The organism is Endozoicomonas sp. YOMI1 (assembly GCF_024606345.1).
Taxonomy (GTDB): Bacteria; Pseudomonadota; Gammaproteobacteria; order Pseudomonadales; family Endozoicomonadaceae; genus Endozoicomonas.
This window is the reverse complement of the sequence record NZ_JAHHPM010000328.1, coordinates 1-19,739: the sequence shown is the minus strand read 5'-3', so window position 1 is coordinate 19,739 and position 19,739 is coordinate 1. Positions and strand designations below refer to the sequence as shown.

The window sequence follows — 19,739 nt, the reverse complement described above, 5'->3', positions numbered from 1 at the left end:
GTCAGTTATGCTGACTGCTGGTCATGGTTTGAGAAGTAACGGTGCAGAATTTCAGGGTCGTCTTTCAAGGCATTAAATGCTTCTTTGGCATCGGTTGGTGTGATGCTGGTTCTATCCAGTTTCATACGACGTATAGAGGCATCAAACCAGAACCAGTGATTGTCTTCAGTAAGACATAAGGCTCTTACTGAGTAGCTGGTTGCTGGAATGAAGGGCAGGGGCATTCCGCTGGTTAGTTGCTTTCTGACAATGGTGGAATTTTGACAAGAGTAGGTGGTGTTGTGGTAAATCCGCTCGAAACGGTTGAATTCGTGACCAAACATCTTGTTTGCCATAATGTCCTGTTTTTGACTCAGGTAATACAGTGCAAAAATGCTAGCCACAATCAGGATAAAGCTTTCCATTTTTCATACCTCGTGGGTTAATGCACTGGGCTTCCCTGCGGCTTCGGAAAACCCTTATATGTATTCTATACGCATTTGTACAACTATGTTCAATTAACATCGCCGATGAGATTGAGGTGTTAACTGGAGAAGGGTTACAAGGCCCAGTCTGCAATCATCTGCTTGGCTATCGGCCGATAAGCATCTTTTCCATAGAGTGCATCAACTAATTTAAATGAAAATCCCATGGCATTGCCTGGGCCCTGGGCTGTTATAACCCGTTTTTTTTCATCCACTACTATGGTGTTTCCGGGATGTGGCAGAGCACCTTCCATCTGCTCCATAAAGCTGGGGTAGCATGTCGCTTGGACGTTATCCAGTAAACCGTGATGAGCAAGAACTACCGCAGGCGAGGCGCATATAGCGGCATACCATTTCCCGGCTTTTTGCTGATCATGCAGCAGCGTTATAAGCGTTGTGCAGTTCTTCAGGTTCTCGGCACCGGGCATACCGCCGGGAAGGGTGATCAGGTGAAACGACTTACCTGTGCAGGCTTCTATGTGCACATCTGCTGTGATCTGTGTTTGATGTGAGGCGGTGATGGCCAGCTTTCCATCAGGAAGGCAGCTGGCAATAGTGACTTGTGCGCCCGCTCTCCTGAGTGTATCTATGATAGTTACAACTTCAATGTCTTCAGAGCCATCAGCAATTGGGATGAGAACCTGTCTTGGCATGGTAGACCCTCATTAGAAGGTGGGGTATTAGGTAAATGTGAAGTGTCTGCAGCTAAAGGCCGTATAGGATCTTGTGCGGGTAGTTAAAACTGAGAGATAAAGCTTCTGTATATTGGCTTTCTTCTGCGCAGAATCAGACTACAAAATGAGAAAGAATGAATAACAGGATTGTTTTATCGTCGTTTTCAGTTCGCATTAAGATGTTTAAACAGGCTCTTATACCGACAGAACTTAATCTAGCAGATAGTTGAGACTGGTGAGATAAATTTGATAATGAATTGTTATTATGCCAGTTGTCCTGCAAGGTTGTAGCCGAGGGTGTAGCCACTGTGGTAATCAGACACAAGGTGATTTCTGTGTCTTGTTCCTCTGGAGGTGTTCAGTGGCTTCACTGGCGAGATATGAACCAGTTGTACGCTTGTGTCCTGTGCAACTGATTCCGCAAAGTCTGCCGCCTGATTGTAAATAGTGTTCTGATCTTTTATTAGCGTTGACACAGCTGGCATTTGACGATTTTGCCAAGCATAAATCTTTGATCCGGTTGCAGAGCTTTTACGAAAGTTTGTTTGCCTTGTTCTAAGTACAACAATCTGATTATGGCCGTCATCAATCGCTTTTTGTATCGGCAAGGGATCTGATAAGCTGCCATCGGTTAAGGCATGGTTATTAACAAATACCGGCTTTCGGTAAATCATGGGTAAGGCGCTGCTTGCCTTCAATGTGTCGTTGATAACCTCATTTGGTGTATTGCTATCTATGCTGTGATAAACGGGTTTTCCGCTATCAATACATGTGCTGACAACGGTAAAGCGTTGAGTGTTCAGCCTTTTTCTGAAACGGTCAACATTTAAAGCGTTTTGTTGTGAAAGCTTCAGGAAAAACCAGTCAAGATCAAACAGATCTCCGCCCCTGATGTGACGCAGAATACTGATAAACCCAGAGTCAAGGCATAGATTGGTATAGATATCCAGATTGCGTCCACGTTGACCCGCAATAAATGAAATGAGATTCAGTGCGCCAGAAAATACGCCATGGTAGCCGTCGTAAGCTTTGACTCTTTTATCAAGAAAAGCGTCCAGAATGCCAGCGGTGAAAATTCCACGCATACCACCACCTTCAACAACCAGCGCTCTTTTAATGGATGAGGAAGGGGCGATGTGTTGCATGGTTGGAGTTATGAGGTTCTTAATATTGAGATAAAATGGTTGCGGGAGCCGGATTCGAACCAACGACCTTCGGGTTATGAGCCCGACGAGCTACCAGACTGCTCCATCCCGCGACAAAACTGTTCAGCTGATCCTTGCAAAAAGAAAGAGGCATCAACTGCTTTACAAAAAATGGTTGCGGGAGCCGGATTCGAACCGACGACCTTCGGGTTATGAGCCCGACGAGCTACCAGGCTGCTCCATCCCGCGTCGAAAGAGAGGCGAATTATAGGGACGCTGGTTATAATGTCAAGGATTACCTGCGGTAAAAGAAGAAGGTAAAAGCGCATGCGGTATTGGTTATGCAGGAATACCGCACGACAGTTGACAATTACTAGCTGGCTACCGCTTTATTCGCGATCAACTGGTTCACGACTTCAGGATCTGCCAGCGTTGAAGTATCGCCAAGGTTATCATACTCGTCAGCGGCTATTTTCCGGAGAATCCGCCTCATGATTTTTCCAGACCGGGTTTTGGGAAGTCCCGGGGCCCACTGAATAATATCCGGGGTCGCAATTGGCCCTATTTCTTTTCTGACCCAGTCCTTCAGGCTCTTTTTCAGATCTTCACTGGTGTCTGTCCCACTATTGAGTGTGACATAAACATAGATCCCCTGGCCCTTGATATGGTGTGGGAAACCAACAACCGCAGCTTCCGCTACCTGCTGATGGGCTACCATTGCTGATTCTATTTCTGCCGTTCCCATACGATGGCCGGAAACATTGATGACATCATCCACACGACCGGTGATCCAGTAATAGCCATCTTCATCCCTTCGAGCTCCGTCACCTGTTGTATACATGCCTTTAAAAGATGAGAAGTAGGTTTGAACAAAGCGTTCATGGTCTCCATAGACGGTTCTGGCCTGTCCGGGCCAGCTATCCAGGATGACAAGATTGCCTTCTCCGGGGCCATGGATAAGACGACCCATGTTATCTACCAGGGCAGGCTGTACACCAAAGAATGGTCGTGTTGCTGAACCCGGCTTAAGGTCAGTGGCTCCCGGAAGTGGAGTCAGCATCGCAGCACCTGTTTCGGTCTGCCACCAGGTGTCGACGATAGGGCAGCGCTCTTCACCAATGGTTGAGTAGTACCAGCTCCAGGCCTCAGGGTTAATGGGCTCGCCTACAGAGCCCAGCAATCTCAGTGAGCTTCGATGAGTGTCTTTAATCACAGCATTGCCTTCTGCCATTAATGCGCGAATAGCCGTTGGTGCGATGTAAAGAATATTCACACCGTGTTTATCGATGATTTTGCTGATGCGATTGGTTTGTGGATAGTTAGGCAACCCCTCATGCATCACAATGGTTGCGCCATTCAACAAAGGGCCATAAGTAACGTATGAATGACCGGTAATCCAGCCAACGTCAGCATTACACCAGAATACTTCGCCGGGTTGATAGTCAAATACATATTGATGGGTCATGGAAGCGTATACCAGGTAGCCACCTGTGGTATGCATGACGCCTTTTGGTTTTCCGGTAGAGCCTGAGGTATAGAGAATAAAGAGTGGATCCTCGGCATTCATCTCCCTGGCTTCGCAGTGTGGTGAAGTCAGTGCCGTTAACTCCTGCCACCAGACATCACGGTGACGATGCCAGGCAATATCAGCGCCTGTGTGCTTGAGAACAATGACTTTCTCAATGGTGTGCGTGTCGGGGTGTGTCAGTGCTTCATCGACGTTGTTTTTAAGAGGCACTGTTCGCCCGCCTCGAACACCTTCATCGGCAGTAACGACAATCTTTGCTTTTGAGTCAATGATTCTTCCTGCCAGTGCTTCCGGTGAGAATCCACCAAACACTACGGAATGAATTGCCCCTATACGGCTGCAGGCCAGCATGGCAACGGTGGCTTCGATGACCATGGGCATATAGATTGCGACGACATCACCTTTGCGAACACCCTGACTCTTCAAGGCATTAGCAAAGTGGCAGACAAGTTCATGCAGTTCCCGGTAGGTCACCTTTCTGGCTTCACCTTCATCATCCGGCTCCCAGATAATGGCCAGCTGGTCACCTCGCTCTTTCAGGTGCCGGTCAAGGCAGTTGTGTGAAGCATTGGTAGTACCATCATAAAACCAGTTGATACTGACGAAGTGGTCGTCAAAAGAGACTTTTCTCACTTTGGAGAAAGGCTGGAACCAGTCGATGCGTTGACCGTGTTCGCGCCAGAAGCCTTCAGGGTTAATGATGGATTGTTGATACATTTCCAGATACTGGTCGTTGTTAACCAATGTGTTCTCAAGAGCAGCAGGTTTTACTGGATAAACGGAGATGTCAGACATATCACTTCCCTTAGTTTTGTTATTGTTATTTAGTTCAAAATGACTCAGGGCGGTTCTTTTTATTTTGTTCAGGTTGAGTGATTGCTCAATAAAACGACTATGAACGTATTTATTGAAGTGCTCTCAGTTTAGGATTTGCAGGGATTTCTGGTATTAGACTTTGGTCTTAACTTTTATCAGATAAAGTATCCGGTCCGGGTTTTGTGTAAATAATAACCCTATCACTATTTCCAGAAATATCGAAAGTATCAGCCTTCTGACCAATGTAAGATCAGGGGCGACATTTCAGGGTTAGCGGTGTATATTTCGCTGAGAAAAGCCACATAAAACTCTGCTTTGGCTGCTCTGGCTGCTCTGGCTGCTTTGGCTGCTCTGGCTGCTAAAGAATGACTCATAAGAATAATAACTATGTCTGGATGGATACTGGCCCTTATTGCAACGGTGTACGTCGTCTGTCTGTTTGTTGCCGCCTGGTTTGGTGATTATCGGGGGGCTACTTTCAGGAAACGCTGGCAGCCCTTGATTTACAGCCTTTCCCTGGCTGTTTACTGTACTTCCTGGACTTTTTTCGGTGCCGTGGGGCAGGCCAGTGAAAACCTGTGGTCATTTATTCCCATCTATCTTGGTCCCATCCTGGTTTTTGTTCTTTTCTGGAAACTTCTGGTTAAGCTGATTACTGTCAGTAAACAGGAGAATATTACTTCTATTGCCGACTTTATCGCTTCCCGCCATGGTCGTTCCCACTTTATGGCGATTCTGGTGACCCTCATTCTGGTCATTGGTGTGCTTCCCTACATAGCACTGCAGCTAAAAGCCATTGTCATGGGCTTTGCTCAGCTGACGGATGACAGTCTTGGGTCTGGCCGGTGGTCTCGGGAAGATCTGGCATTAGCCATTACCTTAACCCTGAGCGTGTTTGTCATTATGTTTGGTACCCGAAAGCTGGATGCTACCGAGCACCAGAACGGCATTATGACGGCCATTGCCTTTGAGTCTATGGTTAAGCTCTCGGTCTTTCTGTTGGTGGGAATCTGGGTTTCGTGGGCTGCTGTGGATCACGTTAATTTTGATGCCATCATCCAGCCGAGGAACGAGAATGCAGAGGTCAGCTGGTTTGATAGTATTATCATGCCTACGGTAATGGCCATGGCAGCCATACTGTGTCTGCCTCGACAGTTTCATGTCACGGTGGTTGAAAACAGCAGTATTGATGATTTCTACAAGGCTCGATGGCTTTTTCCTGCCTATTTGTTATTGCTGGCTCTGTTCGTGATTCCACTGGCGTTGGCTGGCAATCAACTATTGGGCAGCGCTGTGCCCGGTGATGCCTATTTGATTGAACTGCCAAAGCTGATGGGCAACTTACCCATGGCTGTGCTTGCTTTTCTGGGAGGCGTGTCTGCTGCCATCAGCATGGTGATTGTGGCAACACTTGCTTTGACCACCATGGTATCCAATGAAATTTTAATGCCGTTACTGCTGCGCAGAAATAATCACAGCTACAGGGGCAGTAATGATTTTTACCGGTTCAGTGGCCTATTGCTGACGGTAAGACGTACGGCGATTGTCATTTTATTGATGATGTCTTGGGTTGTTTATCGTCTTCTGGAAGGCGCTGGTTCTCTGGCTGCTATCGGTCAGATGTCATTTTCGGCCGTTGCTCAACTCGTCCCGGTGTTGCTGGGTAGTCTCTACATCAGGGAAAGCAATGCCAAGGCAGCCGCCGGTGGCTTAATAGCGGGTTTCATGGTCTGGCTTTTCTGCCTGGTGGTACCTGTGCTGGTTGATGTCTCATGGCTGGGCTCCAGTGTTGTTCATTACGGTGTTTTTGGTTATAAGTGGCTTAAGCCGGATAATCTTTTTGGTCTGGGTTTTACCGGTACGGTCACTGGAGCGACACTGGTTGCGCTGTCTCTGAATACCTTTGTCTATCTTTGTGGGTGTCTTTACCTGAGGCCAGGTATTGAAGAGAGAAGGCAGTCCCGGAAGTTTGTCGATGCGGTCCTTTCTGAAGATGGTGTTTTCCCGAATGCAGCAATTACGGTAGAAGAGCTTGAGCAGCTGGCCAGCCGCTTTGTCAGTAAAAACCGGGTACAGGGTGTTATTCAGAGTTTTGAGTCTGGGGACAGAGGGCTTCTATTTGGGGCGCTGGATAGTCATAAGCAGGCAGAGCCAGAGCTGGTAGCAGCGATTGAACGCTTGCTGGCAGGAACGCTGGGTGCATCATCGGCCCGTATTGTTATGAAGTCTCTGGCGCATGGGAATGTCGGGCTTGAAGAAGTTCAGGCTATGGTGGATGAGGCCTCTGAAGTGTTTCAGTTCAACCGGGAACTGCTTCAGGGAGCGATTGAGCATATCAGTATGGGGATCAGCGTGGTTGATCGTAACCTGGAGTTAGTTGCCTGGAATCAGCAGTATCTGCAGTTGTTTGACTATCCGAATGACCTGATTAAGGTTGGGCGTCCCATTGCAGATATGATTCGGCATAATGCCTTAAATGGACTTTGCGGAGCCGGGGATGTGGACCATCACGTCAATAAACGGCTGTCATATATGAGGAATGGGACGGCCCATCGCTCAGAAAGGCGGCGACAGGATGGCAGGGTGATTCAAATTCAGGGGAATCCCATGCCTGGAGGTGGATTTGTTATGGCGTTCACCGATATTACCGGGTTCCGTCAGGTTGAGCAGGCCCTGAAAGAAGTAAATGAAAGCCTGGAGCATAGGGTACAGGAGCGGACAAAAGAGCTGTCTTTGTTAAATGTGCAACTGTTGGGGGCAAAGTCACAGGCAGAGAAAGCAAACCATTTGCGCTCACGTTTTTTTGCGGCGATCAGTCATGACCTTATGCAGCCAATGAATGCGGCTCGACTATTTACTGCCTCCATGGAACTGGAAGCAAAGGGAACTGTGCATGAAGAACTGGCACAAAATATCAGTAACTCATTAAGGTCTGCGGAGCATTTGTTGACAGATTTGTTAGATATGTCGCGAATCGAAGCCGGAAAGGTGGCGGTAAATCTTCGGGATGTCCCTGTAATGGAGGTTTTAGAGCCCCTGAAGTCCGAATTTTCGCTGTTGTCGAAAGAAGGTGGGCTGATATTCAGGGTTGTGAGTTCTGATCGGCGGATTAAAACCGATCCGGTGCTCCTGAGAAGAATCTTACAAAATTTTCTGACCAATGCGTTTCGTTATGTTGCCAACACCCATAGAACAGGAAAAGTGCTGCTGGGGTGTCGTTTGATGAACAATCAACAGCTTAGACTTGAGGTAAGGGATAATGGGCAGGGTATACCACAAGACAAGCAGGCACTGATTTTTGCAGAGTTTGAGCGCTTATCGACAGCCGTGAATGGGCTGGGGCTTGGGCTCTCCATTGCCAAAGGCATAGCACAGATCCTTGAGGCAACAATTTCTGTGTCATCATCGCCGGGAGAGGGGGCTGTTTTTTCCGTTGTGGTTCCTTTGGTCACTGGAAACATTGTGGATCCCGCAGTGGTATCTTGTGATCCTGATCAGGGTAACATCGGATTGAAGGTTCTATGTGTCGATGATGAGCCGGACATTATCAAAGGTATGGCCAGTCTGTTAACTCGTTGGGGGTGCAGGGTGGGGACTGCGCAAAGTCATCATGAGGCCATCCAGTCGCTTGAGGTCATGACACCTGATTTATTGATGGTTGATTACCAGATGGGCGATCAGGTCAGCGGTATTGAGTTGATAGAACGTATCCGTGGGAGATCAGGTTATCAAATAGGTGCTGTTCTGGTCACGGCGAATCAACAGGATGACCTGCGGCAGCAATGTCGGGAGCTGAATATCAGCTATTTGAGAAAGCCCGTCAAGCCAGCTGCCATGAGGGCCATTCTGAATCGTTATGACGTTGAAAAATACCAGGCATAGACGGTTTAGTCTTCGGTTTTCTGATCTTGTGAGTCCTGACCGGGCATCTCAATTTCCAGCGCTTTGATGGCGATTACCGCCTGGGTCCTGCTTCTGACCCCCAGCTTTTTGAAAATGGCGGTCACATGAGCCTTGATCGTCGCTTCCGATACATTCAGGTCATAGGCAATCTGCTTATTCAACAGGCCTTCACTGATCATGCCCAGAACTCTGAACTGCTGAGGTGTCAGGGTCGCCAGTCTGGCTTCCATATCACTGCTTTGCTGAGATTCGACAGGTTGGAAGTTATCCGGCCACCAGTGTTCACCATCCAGAACTTTGATAATGGCTGTTTTCAGGTCATCCAGCGGCGTAGACTTTGGAATGAAACCACTGGCTCCATGGTTTTTGGTTTTCTGTATGATCTGCTGGTCATCAGAAGCTGAAACAACGACAACAGGAACATCCGGATATTGCCCTCTGAGAAATATCAACCCGGACAGTCCATGTGCGCCTGGCATATGCAGATCCAGCAAGATCAGATCCGGTGAGGCATTGTTTCCCAGAAGTATTTGCAGTTCAGCGATTGAGCCAGCCTCGAAGATCGCCGGTTCCTTAAGCGCGTGACCAACTGAGGACTTGAGAGCAGTCCGGAATAAGGGGTGGTCATCGGCAATAATTATTGTGTAGTCCATTTTTTGAGATTGCCATTATCTGTTTGATCGGTCAATTAAATAAGCTCTGTGAACCCGTCAAAGATTCAGAGATTTATTTAAAGTATAAGTAAATCGATTTCATAGGATGGAACTATTCTCTGTTGGGGCGGTCATACACGATAGGTATTCATAGAATTAAGGGCTCTAAATGGTTGGTTCGGTCAATTTTTCTTCAGTTCCAGTTGCTGTTGATCAAGGTAAATACACTCAGGAGTATTTTGAGGATTATGAATCAAAGGCTCAAAGACTGGCTGAATTAAAAGAGGACCGGGAAAAGAATCCCGGATGGAATACGGTCAAGACTATTGCAGTTTCTTCTCTTACGGCAGTTTCTCAGATTGGACAACTGGCTGGTAGCATTTTTGGCCATGTTGTTTTTGCGCTTCCATCTGCTCTGGTGGGTGGTGTTTTTGGCTTTTGTGTTTATGCGCCCTTTATGAAGGCTGTGGACCATTTTTCGGGAAGAGAAAATACCAAGTCGTTCCTGGAATATACGATTACTCCAGCAAACAAACTGAGTAATTTTATTTATAACCGGGTTACAGACCTTGCATGTCGATATATTGTGGGTTTTGGACTCATGGTAGCAGTTGTGGAACCTGTTAATATCATCCTGGGCGGACTGGCTGCGGGAACCTTATTATCACCCTTTATTTATAATGACTTTAAAAACAATAACGCCAAAAATGTCGAGCAGTTCATCGATGGCCCGGGAAATTTTTCAGTTAAGCTGAGTGCACAGCACTATTTATGGCAAAAATTTGATGATTGGGCTGCGGGCATAAAAAGAACTCCTTTAACTCTTCATGATCGAATTGCTGCTCAAGTGGATGCCAGCCAGATTTTTGTCAAGGATTTAGCGGTTCTGGCTGGCTGATGATAAAGGACATTGATTTTTCCCTGCTGCTTTTGCAGATGCTCAATGTCATCTGTTGTAAAGCACCAGATGCACTCTCAGCTGAATCTGGGTAGGGCGTAATCAATCGCAGACATTATGCGGTTGTTGCTTGTGATGATTCTGAAACTTTCGTTTTGTGCATTTTGGTGATACCGGACTGAAGCATTCGGGATGTTTGCCATAAATCTCTGTGTAAAATGCCTGTATTTCCGAAAGGTCTTTTTCGATGTCCTCCCCGGGCTCGATAACAGGACCAAATCCTCCGGTTCTGTCCTTGAAATCCAGAAAGGCAAGTACAATGGGGATGCCGGCATTTTTTGCCATATGGTAGAAGCCTGTGTGCCACCGCTCGCCACGTGTCCGGGTACCTTCAGGGCATATAACCAGGCCTAGCTTTCTGTGCTGCTTGAATGTACAGACCGCCTGTTCCACCAGGCTGCCTCTTCTGCACCTGTGCCATTTCGATCCAGTGGAATCCCTCCCATCTGGGGGACTGGTTAACAGGCAAGGAATTGCTTGCCAAAAGCGTTCTGTATGTATATACAGTGCTTATCCCGGAGCTAATTGGAACATGATGGAAAGTAATGCCAGTCTTGAGCAAAAGGTGGTCCAGAGAAAAATCATACATATCGATTTTGACGCCTTCTTTGCCAGTATTGAAATACGTGATAATCCGAGGTTGTCAGGGAAGGCCGTTGCTGTTGGGGGCGCTTCTGATCGCAGAGGGGTGATTGCCACCTGTAATTATGAGGCGCGTCGATTTGGCGTACACTCAGCCATGTCTTCAGCGCAGGCGATGAGACTCTGCCCGGAGCTGAAGATCATTCCTCCCCGCTTTTCAGTTTATCGTGCAGCGTCTTCTGAAGCTCATGCTATTTTTCGCCAATATACTGATTTAATTGAACCTTTGTCCCTGGATGAGGCTTATCTGGATGTCACCGGAACTCATCTTTGTCGAGGCAGTGCCACCTTGATTGCCGAGGAAATCCGGCAGAAAATTTTTCAAAAATTGCATGTCACCGTATCTGCCGGCGTTGCGATGAATAAGTTTCTGGCCAAAATTGCCAGTGACTGGAATAAACCCAATGGCCTTTTTGTGATCACTCCGGAACAGGTGGATGATTTCATTTTCGATCTGCCCGTGAAAAAAATTCATGGGGTAGGGCGGGTTACCGCCGGGAAACTGCACAAAAAAGGCATCATTACCTGTGGTCAATTACGCCAGTATTCCATTCTTGAGTTAAGTCGCTGGTTTGGGAGTTTTGGTGAACGGTTGTGGGAGCTTTCCCGGGGCCGGGATGATCGTGAGGTGCAGACCAGCCAGCGCAGGAAATCCCTTTCTGTTGAACATACTTATGATAAAGATTTGTCGGAGCCTGAGGATATTACAGCTCAGGTTATTCCTTTGCTTGGAGAACTTCAGGAACGTTACCAGCGGATTGAAAAGGAATATGAAGTGCATAAGCACTTTGTTAAGGTGAAGTTTGCCGATTTTACTCAGACCACCCTTGAGGAAAGTCTGCCGACAACCGGTGAAACTGTTACAGAACATTTTACTCAGCTGCTGGTAAGAGCCTGGGAACGGGGAGGCCGTCCGGTCAGGCTTCTCGGATTAGGGGTCAGGCTTGTGGATCTCCGTGAAGAAAGAGCGCTTGAACAGCTTGAGCTTTTTGAGAAGAGAATTATGGGGCTGAGGTAGGCGCCTGTTTTTTTTCTGCCAGTTGTCCCATCAAATTACTGACAAGACAATAAGCCACGAACCAATAAAAGCCAGAGTGCAGTGCTGCATCAAATTGCACAATCTGTGAAGAGCCGACATTTTCAGCAGTCGTGGCATTTGCCGCCAGAAAGGCGATGAATATACCAATGGCAAACACATCAGCCATGGACCATTTGCTCAGTAAACTGTTCAGCCTAAGCAGTATTTGGTTTTTCTTGACAAAATTAGCCAGCAACAGGCATCCCAGTTTTGTGACAGGTATCACCAGGCTGAAGGTGACAATCAGTACTGCCACAAAATAATAGCCACTGTTCCAGAGGTTTTCAGCGGTACCGAGAATGGAACGCTTCTTTTCATAAACAGTGGATGTTCCTTTAACCTCCAGACGATCAAGGAACTGGGTAGCCAGACCTGCCATAGCAGGATGAAGGTTCTGCTGCTGAACGATACGCTTTGCCTCATTCAGCATTGCCTGACGATCAAGATCTGCCTTGATGGTCATCATAGGTTGAGTCACTCCCGGAATCAGCAGGCAAAGAGAGGTGATAATCATCAGCGTGAGTAGCCATCTGGAAGCTGTCATCAGTGTCCTCATTGTTATTTTAAAGTGCGTTCTCTGCCATAGACTGAGGGATGCAATTAGCTTATGGAACCGGCTGTCCAACTGCAATAATCACTGACGGTACTTCTGATCACATGGCTAATGGTGTTCTCCTTAATAAGGAATAGACTCTGACAGCTCAGTTTGGTCTAAGGTGTGGCGTTTGTCAGCTTACCAATGGCAATTGGTCCATTTCATGCCGGTTCAAAATGTTCAACCATCAGCTGTAGGTTGTGCTGACCACGGAATTCATTGATATCGAGTTTATAGACAGCCTTGATCTGACGAATATTGGGATCTGGCCACACCCGGTTATCGATATTGAAGGCAATAGCATCCAGCCATAACTCGCTGCCGGGTATCTTGAGTACCATTTTGAGGTGCTTCTCTCCCACCAGTTTCTGCTGAATAATTTGAAATTGGCCATCAAAGCAGGGCTCAGGAAAACTTTGTCCCCACGGGCCGCCCTCGCGAAGGGTATAAGCGGTTGCCATGGTTACCTGACCGGGCATCAGTTCACCGTCAGTATGCATTTCTGCCTGAAGGTCCTCGGCGGTCAATAGTTTTCTGACTTCAAGATCAAAAGCCGCTTGAAATGCGCTGAATTTTGCTTTTGGTATGGATAGCCCTGCGGCCATGGCGTGACCACCAAATTTAATGATAAGTCCGGGGTTATTTCTGGCAATAGTGTCCAGTGCATCACGCATATGCAGTCCCTGAATCGACCTGGCAGAACCTTTCAGTTCTGGCTCTCCCTCAAGGTTATCGGCTTGCGCAAAAGCGATCACCGGGCGGTTCAGTTTCTCTTTTACCCGGGAAGCCAGAATGCCAACCACGCCCTGGTGCCAGCTTTCCTGAAACAAACTGACGCCCCATGGCAGATCTGTTTGCTGGTTAAACCGGATTTTCTCCAGTTCTGCCATGGCCTGGCTGTGCATACTGCCCTCAATGGCTTTTCGGTCACGGTTAAGACCGTCCAGCTCAACGGCTAACTCCCTTGCCTGGTTCATATCGTCACAAAGGAGTAATTCGATACCAATCGACATATCATCCAGACGTCCAGCCGCATTCAGCCTTGGGCCAAGGGCAAAGCCGAGGTCTGAAGCGACCAGCTTTCCAGCATTTCTACCGGATACCTCAATCAGCGCTGTAATGCCCGGTCGGCAGCGGCCGGAGCGGATACGGGCAAGCCCCTGGAATACCAGTATGCGGTTATTGCTGTCCAGCTTGACCACATCAGCCACTGTGCCGAGGGCAACAAGGTCGAGAAGTTCGGCCAGATTGGGCTCTGTTTTCTCCTGAAAATAACCCCGTGACCGCAACAGGGTTCGCAAGGCACACATCAGGTAGAAAATAACGCCTACCCCGGCGGTATTTTTGCCGGGAAACGGGCAGTCTGGTTGATTAGGGTTAACAATCGCATCGGCTTCAGGCAGTTCGCGGCCAGCCAGATGGTGATCGGTAACCACAACTTTCATTCCTCTGTTTTTTGCTGCCAGTACACCGGCAATGCTGGAGATGCCATTATCAACGGTGATTAATACATCGGGTTGAAAGGGCAAGGTGGCTTCAACAATTTCAGGAGTCAGACCATAACCATAGTCAAAGCGGTTGGGTACCAGAAAATCGGCATGGCCACCCATGCTTTTCAGGGCCAGAACCGCGAGAGCACTGCTGGTGGCACCATCACAATCGAAGTCTCCAACAATTAACATGCGTTGCTGGTTGATAATAGCCTCGGCCAGAATGTCAGCGGCTTTATCGATATCCTTGAGTTGCCGGTAGTCGCTTAACTGTTGCAGCTGACGTGGCAGTTCATCCTGAGTTTTAACGCCTCGGGCACTGTAAATTCTGGCCAGCAGAGGATCCATCTCTGGCGTGAAGCAACAGGTTGAGAGGTTGTAGGTTCGGCGGATTATATTGACGGGCATAAATGGAATAACAGGTGATGAACAGAAATAAAGTGTCAGATTAACACAGTTTCCGGTTAGCGGGGGCGATAATGGAGAGCGTGTAAAGTCCCGGAATGATTACTTTGTCGCGTTTATCTTTCGTTTCAGTTCAGCCATATAATGCACATGTGACCGACTGTGACGGCCATACAGGGTATTTTTTCCCGTGGCTTTATGAGCGTGAATTATTGTCCGTCGACCAAGGATGGTTGGAGCCAGGCGCTTATGCCATCGCTGATAGCCAAAGGGTGTGTTAACCAGGTCATGGTGAACCAGATAGTTGTCAATCAGTCCGTTTTTGGCCTGCTCCTTTTCGTCTATTGTCAGGTCCTCCATTGCTCTGCGGCCTAGCGCTACCGGGTTGAATGTTCGACCCGGTACCTTGTTTTTCGCTGCGCTGTATTGAACCAGACCGCCACCCAGGGAGTGCCCGGCTAAAAACAGCATACCCAGAGAGTCATCAAGCCCCATGGCTTTCAGCGTTGTTTTGGAATGGGTCATACTCTTGATTAACTCCACCAGTTTGGATGCCTGAAGGTAGCAGTCCGGGATCTTATGTCCTGCCAGGTTTTGCCAGTCAGCTTTTAGTTGGGCTCGTAGTCGGCCTGGTTTTTTTCCTATTTCCAGGCCGTTTTCATCAAGCAGTTTGCTTGCGCCATTGGCTGAATTGGTTCCACCAAAAACCAGTGTTATTTTGTGGGTGGCTTGATTAATCGCCATAACCGCAATCAGCCCTGTCGTATGATCTATGATCATGCCAGAGGGCAGCAGGGTTATATTCCGGAAGCATTCACTGTTTGCCATGTTTTGCTGCTCAGGGGTAAGCGAACTCTTTTTTTGTTCTGACCAACGATCTTCTTTTGCACAACTAAGGATTTCTTCGAAAAAACGGGGCTCAACTTTATGGTGCAATGCTTCTGGCCTGTCGTTATCAGTACTATCGGTCAGAATGTTTTCCGCTTCCCTGATTATTTCCCAGCAACGGATCGGGTCATGGTTGAGTTTGTACGGGATTTGGGCAATGGCTGAGTCGATCGCCAGCTCTCTTAGTTGCTCCGGGTTATTGGGCAAAGGAACTTGATCCCAGTAACGCCCCTTCATCAATGGCAGGGTTGCTGGAGAAATTTGGTATATTGATCGCTGGAGTAATCCTATTCCTTCCTTGAAGTTCATCTTTAATGATGACATCCACTGAGTAAACTTTTGGCCAAGAGACCGTTTTACCTGGCGCCCCTGGTGGTACCCTTTGGGTTCTTTCGTCGAAGTGTATGATGAAGAGGGTGAATTTGTGGAGGAGGCAGTTTTATTGGGTTTCATTGCGGACAGTCTCCAGGGTACTCCCTGTTCTGGATCGGCAAAATCACAACTGATTGTAGTCGAAACCAGCCTGCAGCTGGCTGGCATGATGGTTTTGAACTTCAGGTGCTTTGGATGAAAGTCTTGAGAGACGAGAGTTCGTTGTCAAGAATATCGTAACGCTCTTGCCGTTCAAACAAATCAGCCATATGAGCTGGCAGTGCTGGTGCGTCCAGGCCCGCTTTGATGATCGCATCAGGGAATTTCACCGGGTGGGCTGTTGCCAGGGTTACCACTGGCGTTTCTCTGGCCAGCTCAATTTCTTCTGTTGCCCGGATACCGGTTGCTGTATGGGGGTCAGCAAGATAGCCGGCGTTATTATACAGGGCACTGATCGTGTCGCAGACTTGCTGATCATCAGAACGGCTGCTATCGAACAGTTCTTTGATGGCCTGCCATGGGCCATGATCAACACGAATATTTCCCGTTTCCCGGAAACCAGACATCAATTCCGCCAAAGCGTCGCCATTACGGTTATGCATATCAAACAGCAGGCGTTCAAAGTTACTGGAAACCATGATGTCCATACTGGGCGACAGTGTCTGCTGCAGTGCTTCCTTGCGGTAGTCATTGTTCTGGAAGAAACGGTGGAGAATGTCATTGTGGTTGGTGGCAACAATCAGTTTTTCTATGGGTAGGCCCATTCCCCGGGCGATATAGCCTGCGAAGATATCACCAAAGTTGCCAGTAGGCACTGCAAAGCTGACAGGCTGATCCGGCGCACCAAGAGCCAGGGCCGCGTAAAAATAATAGACAATCTGGGCCATGATTCTGGCCCAGTTGATGGAGTTAACGGCAACGAGTCGGGTGTTTTCTGGCAGGAACGACTGGTCGGCGAAACATCTTTTCACCATATCCTGACAGTCATCAAAATTGCCCTGTATGGCAATGTTGTGAACATTGCTGTCCAGAACCGTGGTCATCTGACGACGCTGAACTTCTGATACCCGTTGATAAGGGTGAAGAATAAATATTTCCAGATGATCGCTATGGCGACAGCCTTCTATGGCTGCAGATCCTGTATCACCAGAAGTTGCGCCCAGTACTATCGCCTTTTCATTACGCTCAGTCAGCGTGTGGTCCAGAAGGCGACCAAGCAGTTGCAGTGCAAAGTCCTTGAAGGCCAGGGTTGGGCCGTGGAAAAGTTCCATAACCCACTGGTTGGCACCGAGTTGATGAAGTGGTGCGACAGCCTGATGCCTGAACCCGGTGTAACTGTCATCAATCATCTGCCTGAGTTTGTCGTCCGGGATGGTTCTGCCGACAAAAGGCTGGATGACTTCGAAGGCGAGCTGATTATAGGGGAGTCCCTTCAGCGACCGGATAGTCTCAGCGCTGAACTGTGGCAGGGTTTCTGGTACGTAAAGACCACCGTCATCCGCCAGCCCGGCCAGCAGAACATCCTGAAAATCTTTGGTGTGTCCCTGTCCTCGGGTACTGATGTATTTCACTGGGAATTCCGTATATCTGTTTATTACTCTGACAGCATCGCTTACCAGCCATAGGGTAAGCGGGTGGGCGAATAGCTTCAGGTCATGGTTTCAACGCGAATTCGGGTGATGGGGGATTTAATATCCTCCAACGCTTCGAGTTCCGATATGGCCTTGTCCATGGTGCCTTCAAGAGTACGGTGGGTAAGGATAACGATATCCGCACAGCCATCATCTTCGCGAGTAACTTTCTGGGTAATAGCATCGATATTAATGCCGTGGCTGCTCAGCACCCGGGTAACGGCATTCATTACTCCGGGGTGATCGTCGGCGTGGATGCGCAGATAGAAGCTGCACACCGTCTCGGTAATCGGCAGTACCGGAACTGTGTCGCTCAGGCTGTCCGCTGAGAAGCCCAAGGCATTCACGGCAGCGTCTGGAGCGTCAATGGTTCTGGCAATATCGACGATATCGGCAATGACAGAAGATGCCGTGGGTTCAGCACCAGCCCCGGGGCCACTGTACATGGTCTGGCCAACTCCATCCCCCTGAACCACAACAGAGTTCATCACACTATTGATGTTGGCCAGTGGGCGATCGGAAGGAATCAGGGTCGGGTGAACCCGCAGTTCAATGCCATTGGCTGCCTTGCGGGCAACACCAAGGTGTTTGATCCTAAAGCCAAGAGAAGCGGCATACTGGATGTCACTGGGCGTTATTTTGCTGATGCCTTCGGTATAGGCTTTGTTGAATTGCAGAGGAATACCAAAAGCGATTGACGCCATAATGGTCAGCTTGTGGCAGGCATCAATACCTTCGACATCAAACGTTGGATCAGCTTCTGCATAACCCAATGCTTGTGCTTCTTTCAAAACATCTTGAAACGGACGATTATGGTCGCCCATTTCCGTCAGGATATAGTTGCCGGTGCCATTAATAATACCCGCCAGCCAGCTGATGCTGTTCGCCGACAGGCCTTCCCTCAGACACTTGATGATGGGAATGCCACCGGCAACGGCCGCCTCATAGGCGACAATGACATTTTTATTGCGGGCAGCCTCGAAGATTTGGTTACCATGTTCGGCAATCAGGGCCTTGTTGGCAGTGACAACATGTTTTCCCTGCTCGATTGCCGTCAGAATCAGCTCTTTGGCAACATCATAGCCACCAATGGTTTCAACCAGAATATCAATCTCAGGGTTGTGAGCGACTGCAAAAATATCCCGGGCAACGCTGATGTTCCCGGTGTCGCAGTCAGGATTATCCCGGCGGGCGCCAACCTGCTCAATGATCACAGGACGACCGGCCCGGGCAGTGATAATTCTGGCGTTACGTTGAAGGACATTGAAAGTGCCACCACCGACAGTGCCAAGTCCACAGATACCTACTTTGACCGGTTTCAAACTGTTCCCCACATTCATTGTTATGATCATTCCCGGTAATACCGGTGGGGATTATAACCTTAAACAGGTTTTTGATGCGATATGGGCGGTGTCATTCACGGGCACCGTCGCGTAGTAATTTAATAGCTTCTTCATAAGTGGGCGGCGGCGCGTGGTACAGTTTTTCGTAGGTTGGCGGTGGATTGGAAGGGGTAGCCATTGAGTCCGTAGATGCAGTCAAATGAGCATCGTAAGGCAAGGGCTTCCTGTCAATCACTTCAGAGTTAGTAACCGGGGCTGTTATTTTCTGGTCTGTTGTGCAGGTAATCTCTCTGGCAGGTGTTGGATCGCCCTGATCAGGTGGCATATTGGCTTCCATGGAGCCATTATTAGCAAGACATGATGATCGCTGCATTTGTTTCGCGCACATATATCCCGTAACACCGAGGGTTAACCCACCGGCAATTGTTATTCCCAGGGAGGTTAGAGAACAGAGGGTTGTTGCTGCAAGGCAGTTGTTGCAATCAGTTACATTTCCAAATTGAATGCAGTACATGCATTGTGCACCGCTGCAGCCAGTGACTTTCATACCCTGGAAAATACCAAAGCCAAGGCCTGCTGCGGCCCCGCAGGTCGAGCCTGCACGGCAGCTGACTTCCGGGTCGGTGATGGATCTGGTGATGGTTTGTGCAGTGGGTGCATTCAGCATTCGATTTACTCCATTTAACGGTTTTAAAAACAACAGGCAGTGTATGCGCTGTCAGTCATGACTATTGGATCATAAAGGTAGCGTGATCGCTGTCCCTGATTTGCACACGTATACCCCAAAGAGCCCAGAGTCAATGCCCCTGCCAGACCGCCGACTCCTGCCATTCCTGCGGATATGCCGTAGACAGCGCATAATTTGCCCGTCATTGAACTGAATTTGAAACAGCAGTCTGCTTTTTTCAGATTTCCAAGACAGCAGCAACAGTCTTTGACAAAATTTGTGCAAGTGCAGGCAGTGACTTTGACCCCTGTGAAAATACCCAAACCCGCGCCAGTATCAAACCCGCAAAGGAAACTTCCATCGCAGCAGACTTTCGGCTCGGTCATTTGTCTGGGGATAGTTTGTGTAGTAGGTGCTCTTGATTAAAACCGAAACGAGCGCAACATTCGTTGTTATGATCCAAGGCTCAAGCTGCCTTTATGCCAGT

Annotated in this window: 16 protein-coding genes and 2 tRNA genes; 3 read left to right on the top strand and 15 right to left on the bottom strand. The window is 48.4% G+C overall.

All coding sequences use genetic code 11. The features are described 5' to 3' along the window. Nucleotides 1-5: 5 nt before the first annotated feature. From KDK15_RS11865 to KDK15_RS11835, 7 genes are all read right to left on the bottom strand, one after another. Nucleotides 6-404: a hypothetical protein gene (locus KDK15_RS11865; RefSeq protein ID WP_257295566.1), complete on the bottom strand. Its 399-nt coding sequence runs from the start codon at nt 402-404 to the stop codon at nt 6-8. Between the two features lie 134 nt (nt 405-538). Then, the gene (locus KDK15_RS11860; protein ID WP_257295565.1) at nt 539-1,117 is read right to left on the bottom strand and encodes a DJ-1 family glyoxalase III; all 579 of its coding nucleotides are present in this window, start codon (nt 1,115-1,117) and stop codon (nt 539-541) included. A 284-nt stretch (nt 1,118-1,401) separates the two neighbouring features. Then, a complete protein-coding gene (locus KDK15_RS11855) occupies nt 1,402-2,283 on the bottom strand; it encodes a patatin family protein (protein ID WP_257295564.1) in 882 nt (293 codons plus the stop codon). Nucleotides 2,284-2,319: 36 nt separating this feature from the next. After that, nucleotides 2,320-2,396, bottom strand: a tRNA-Met gene (locus KDK15_RS11850). 59 nt (nt 2,397-2,455) lie between these two features. Further along, a tRNA-Met gene (locus KDK15_RS11845) sits at nt 2,456-2,532 on the bottom strand. Between the two features lie 124 nt (nt 2,533-2,656). Beyond that, nucleotides 2,657-4,606: an acetate--CoA ligase gene (gene acs, locus KDK15_RS11840; RefSeq protein WP_257295563.1), complete on the bottom strand. Its 1,950-nt coding sequence runs from the start codon at nt 4,604-4,606 to the stop codon at nt 2,657-2,659. Between the two features lie 248 nt (nt 4,607-4,854). Further along, a complete protein-coding gene (locus KDK15_RS11835; RefSeq protein WP_257295562.1) occupies nt 4,855-5,001 on the bottom strand; it encodes a hypothetical protein in 147 nt (48 codons plus the stop codon). A gap of 13 nt (nt 5,002-5,014) precedes the next feature. Here KDK15_RS11835 and KDK15_RS11830 point away from each other — a divergent pair, with 13 nt between their 5' ends. Then, entirely contained in the window at nt 5,015-8,509 is a 3,495-nt protein-coding gene (locus KDK15_RS11830; RefSeq protein WP_257295561.1) for a PAS-domain containing protein, read from the top strand. Between the two features lie 5 nt (nt 8,510-8,514). On the opposite strand, the gene KDK15_RS11825 is transcribed toward KDK15_RS11830, so the two are convergent. Further along, on the bottom strand, nt 8,515-9,183 hold the full coding sequence (locus tag KDK15_RS11825) for a response regulator transcription factor (protein ID WP_257295560.1): 669 nt from the start codon (nt 9,181-9,183) through the stop codon (nt 8,515-8,517). A 169-nt stretch (nt 9,184-9,352) separates the two neighbouring features. On the opposite strand from KDK15_RS11825, the gene KDK15_RS11820 reads away from it, so the two are divergent. Then, nucleotides 9,353-10,081: a hypothetical protein gene (locus KDK15_RS11820; protein ID WP_257295559.1), complete on the top strand. Its 729-nt coding sequence runs from the start codon at nt 9,353-9,355 to the stop codon at nt 10,079-10,081. A 102-nt stretch (nt 10,082-10,183) separates the two neighbouring features. Here KDK15_RS11820 and KDK15_RS11815 read toward each other — a convergent pair whose 3' ends face one another. Further along, nucleotides 10,184-10,426: a hypothetical protein gene (locus KDK15_RS11815; protein ID WP_257295558.1), complete on the bottom strand. Its 243-nt coding sequence runs from the start codon at nt 10,424-10,426 to the stop codon at nt 10,184-10,186. A 247-nt stretch (nt 10,427-10,673) separates the two neighbouring features. On the opposite strand from KDK15_RS11815, the gene dinB reads away from it, so the two are divergent. After that, complete coding sequence (dinB, locus tag KDK15_RS11810; protein WP_257295557.1) at nt 10,674-11,801, top strand: DNA polymerase IV; 1,128 nt, start codon at nt 10,674-10,676, stop codon at nt 11,799-11,801. On the opposite strand, the gene KDK15_RS11805 is transcribed toward dinB, so the two are convergent. The 6 genes from KDK15_RS11805 to KDK15_RS11780 all read right to left on the bottom strand — a co-directional run bounded on the left by KDK15_RS11805 (nt 11,785) and on the right by KDK15_RS11780 (nt 19,252). Then, nucleotides 11,785-12,405, bottom strand: a complete 621-nt coding sequence (locus KDK15_RS11805) for a paraquat-inducible protein A (protein WP_257295556.1) — start codon at nt 12,403-12,405, stop codon at nt 11,785-11,787. The two genes, dinB and KDK15_RS11805, sit on opposite strands and share 17 nt — an antisense overlap. 212 nt (nt 12,406-12,617) lie before the next feature. Then, the gene (recJ, locus tag KDK15_RS11800; RefSeq protein ID WP_306800322.1) at nt 12,618-14,354 is read right to left on the bottom strand and encodes a single-stranded-DNA-specific exonuclease RecJ; all 1,737 of its coding nucleotides are present in this window, start codon (nt 14,352-14,354) and stop codon (nt 12,618-12,620) included. Between the two features lie 99 nt (nt 14,355-14,453). After that, nucleotides 14,454-15,692 carry a hypothetical protein gene (locus KDK15_RS11795; RefSeq protein ID WP_257295555.1) on the bottom strand — a complete coding sequence of 413 codons (1,239 nt, stop codon included), beginning with the start codon at nt 15,690-15,692 and terminating at the stop codon, nt 14,454-14,456. Between the two features lie 101 nt (nt 15,693-15,793). Beyond that, entirely contained in the window at nt 15,794-17,182 is a 1,389-nt protein-coding gene (gene thrC, locus KDK15_RS11790; protein WP_257295554.1) for a threonine synthase, read from the bottom strand. A gap of 77 nt (nt 17,183-17,259) precedes the next feature. Then, complete coding sequence (locus KDK15_RS11785; protein WP_257295553.1) at nt 17,260-18,564, bottom strand: homoserine dehydrogenase; 1,305 nt, start codon at nt 18,562-18,564, stop codon at nt 17,260-17,262. Between the two features lie 91 nt (nt 18,565-18,655). Beyond that, nucleotides 18,656-19,252, bottom strand: coding sequence for a hypothetical protein (locus tag KDK15_RS11780; RefSeq protein ID WP_257295552.1), 597 nt, complete (start codon nt 19,250-19,252; stop codon nt 18,656-18,658). Nucleotides 19,253-19,739: the final 487 nt, after the last annotated feature.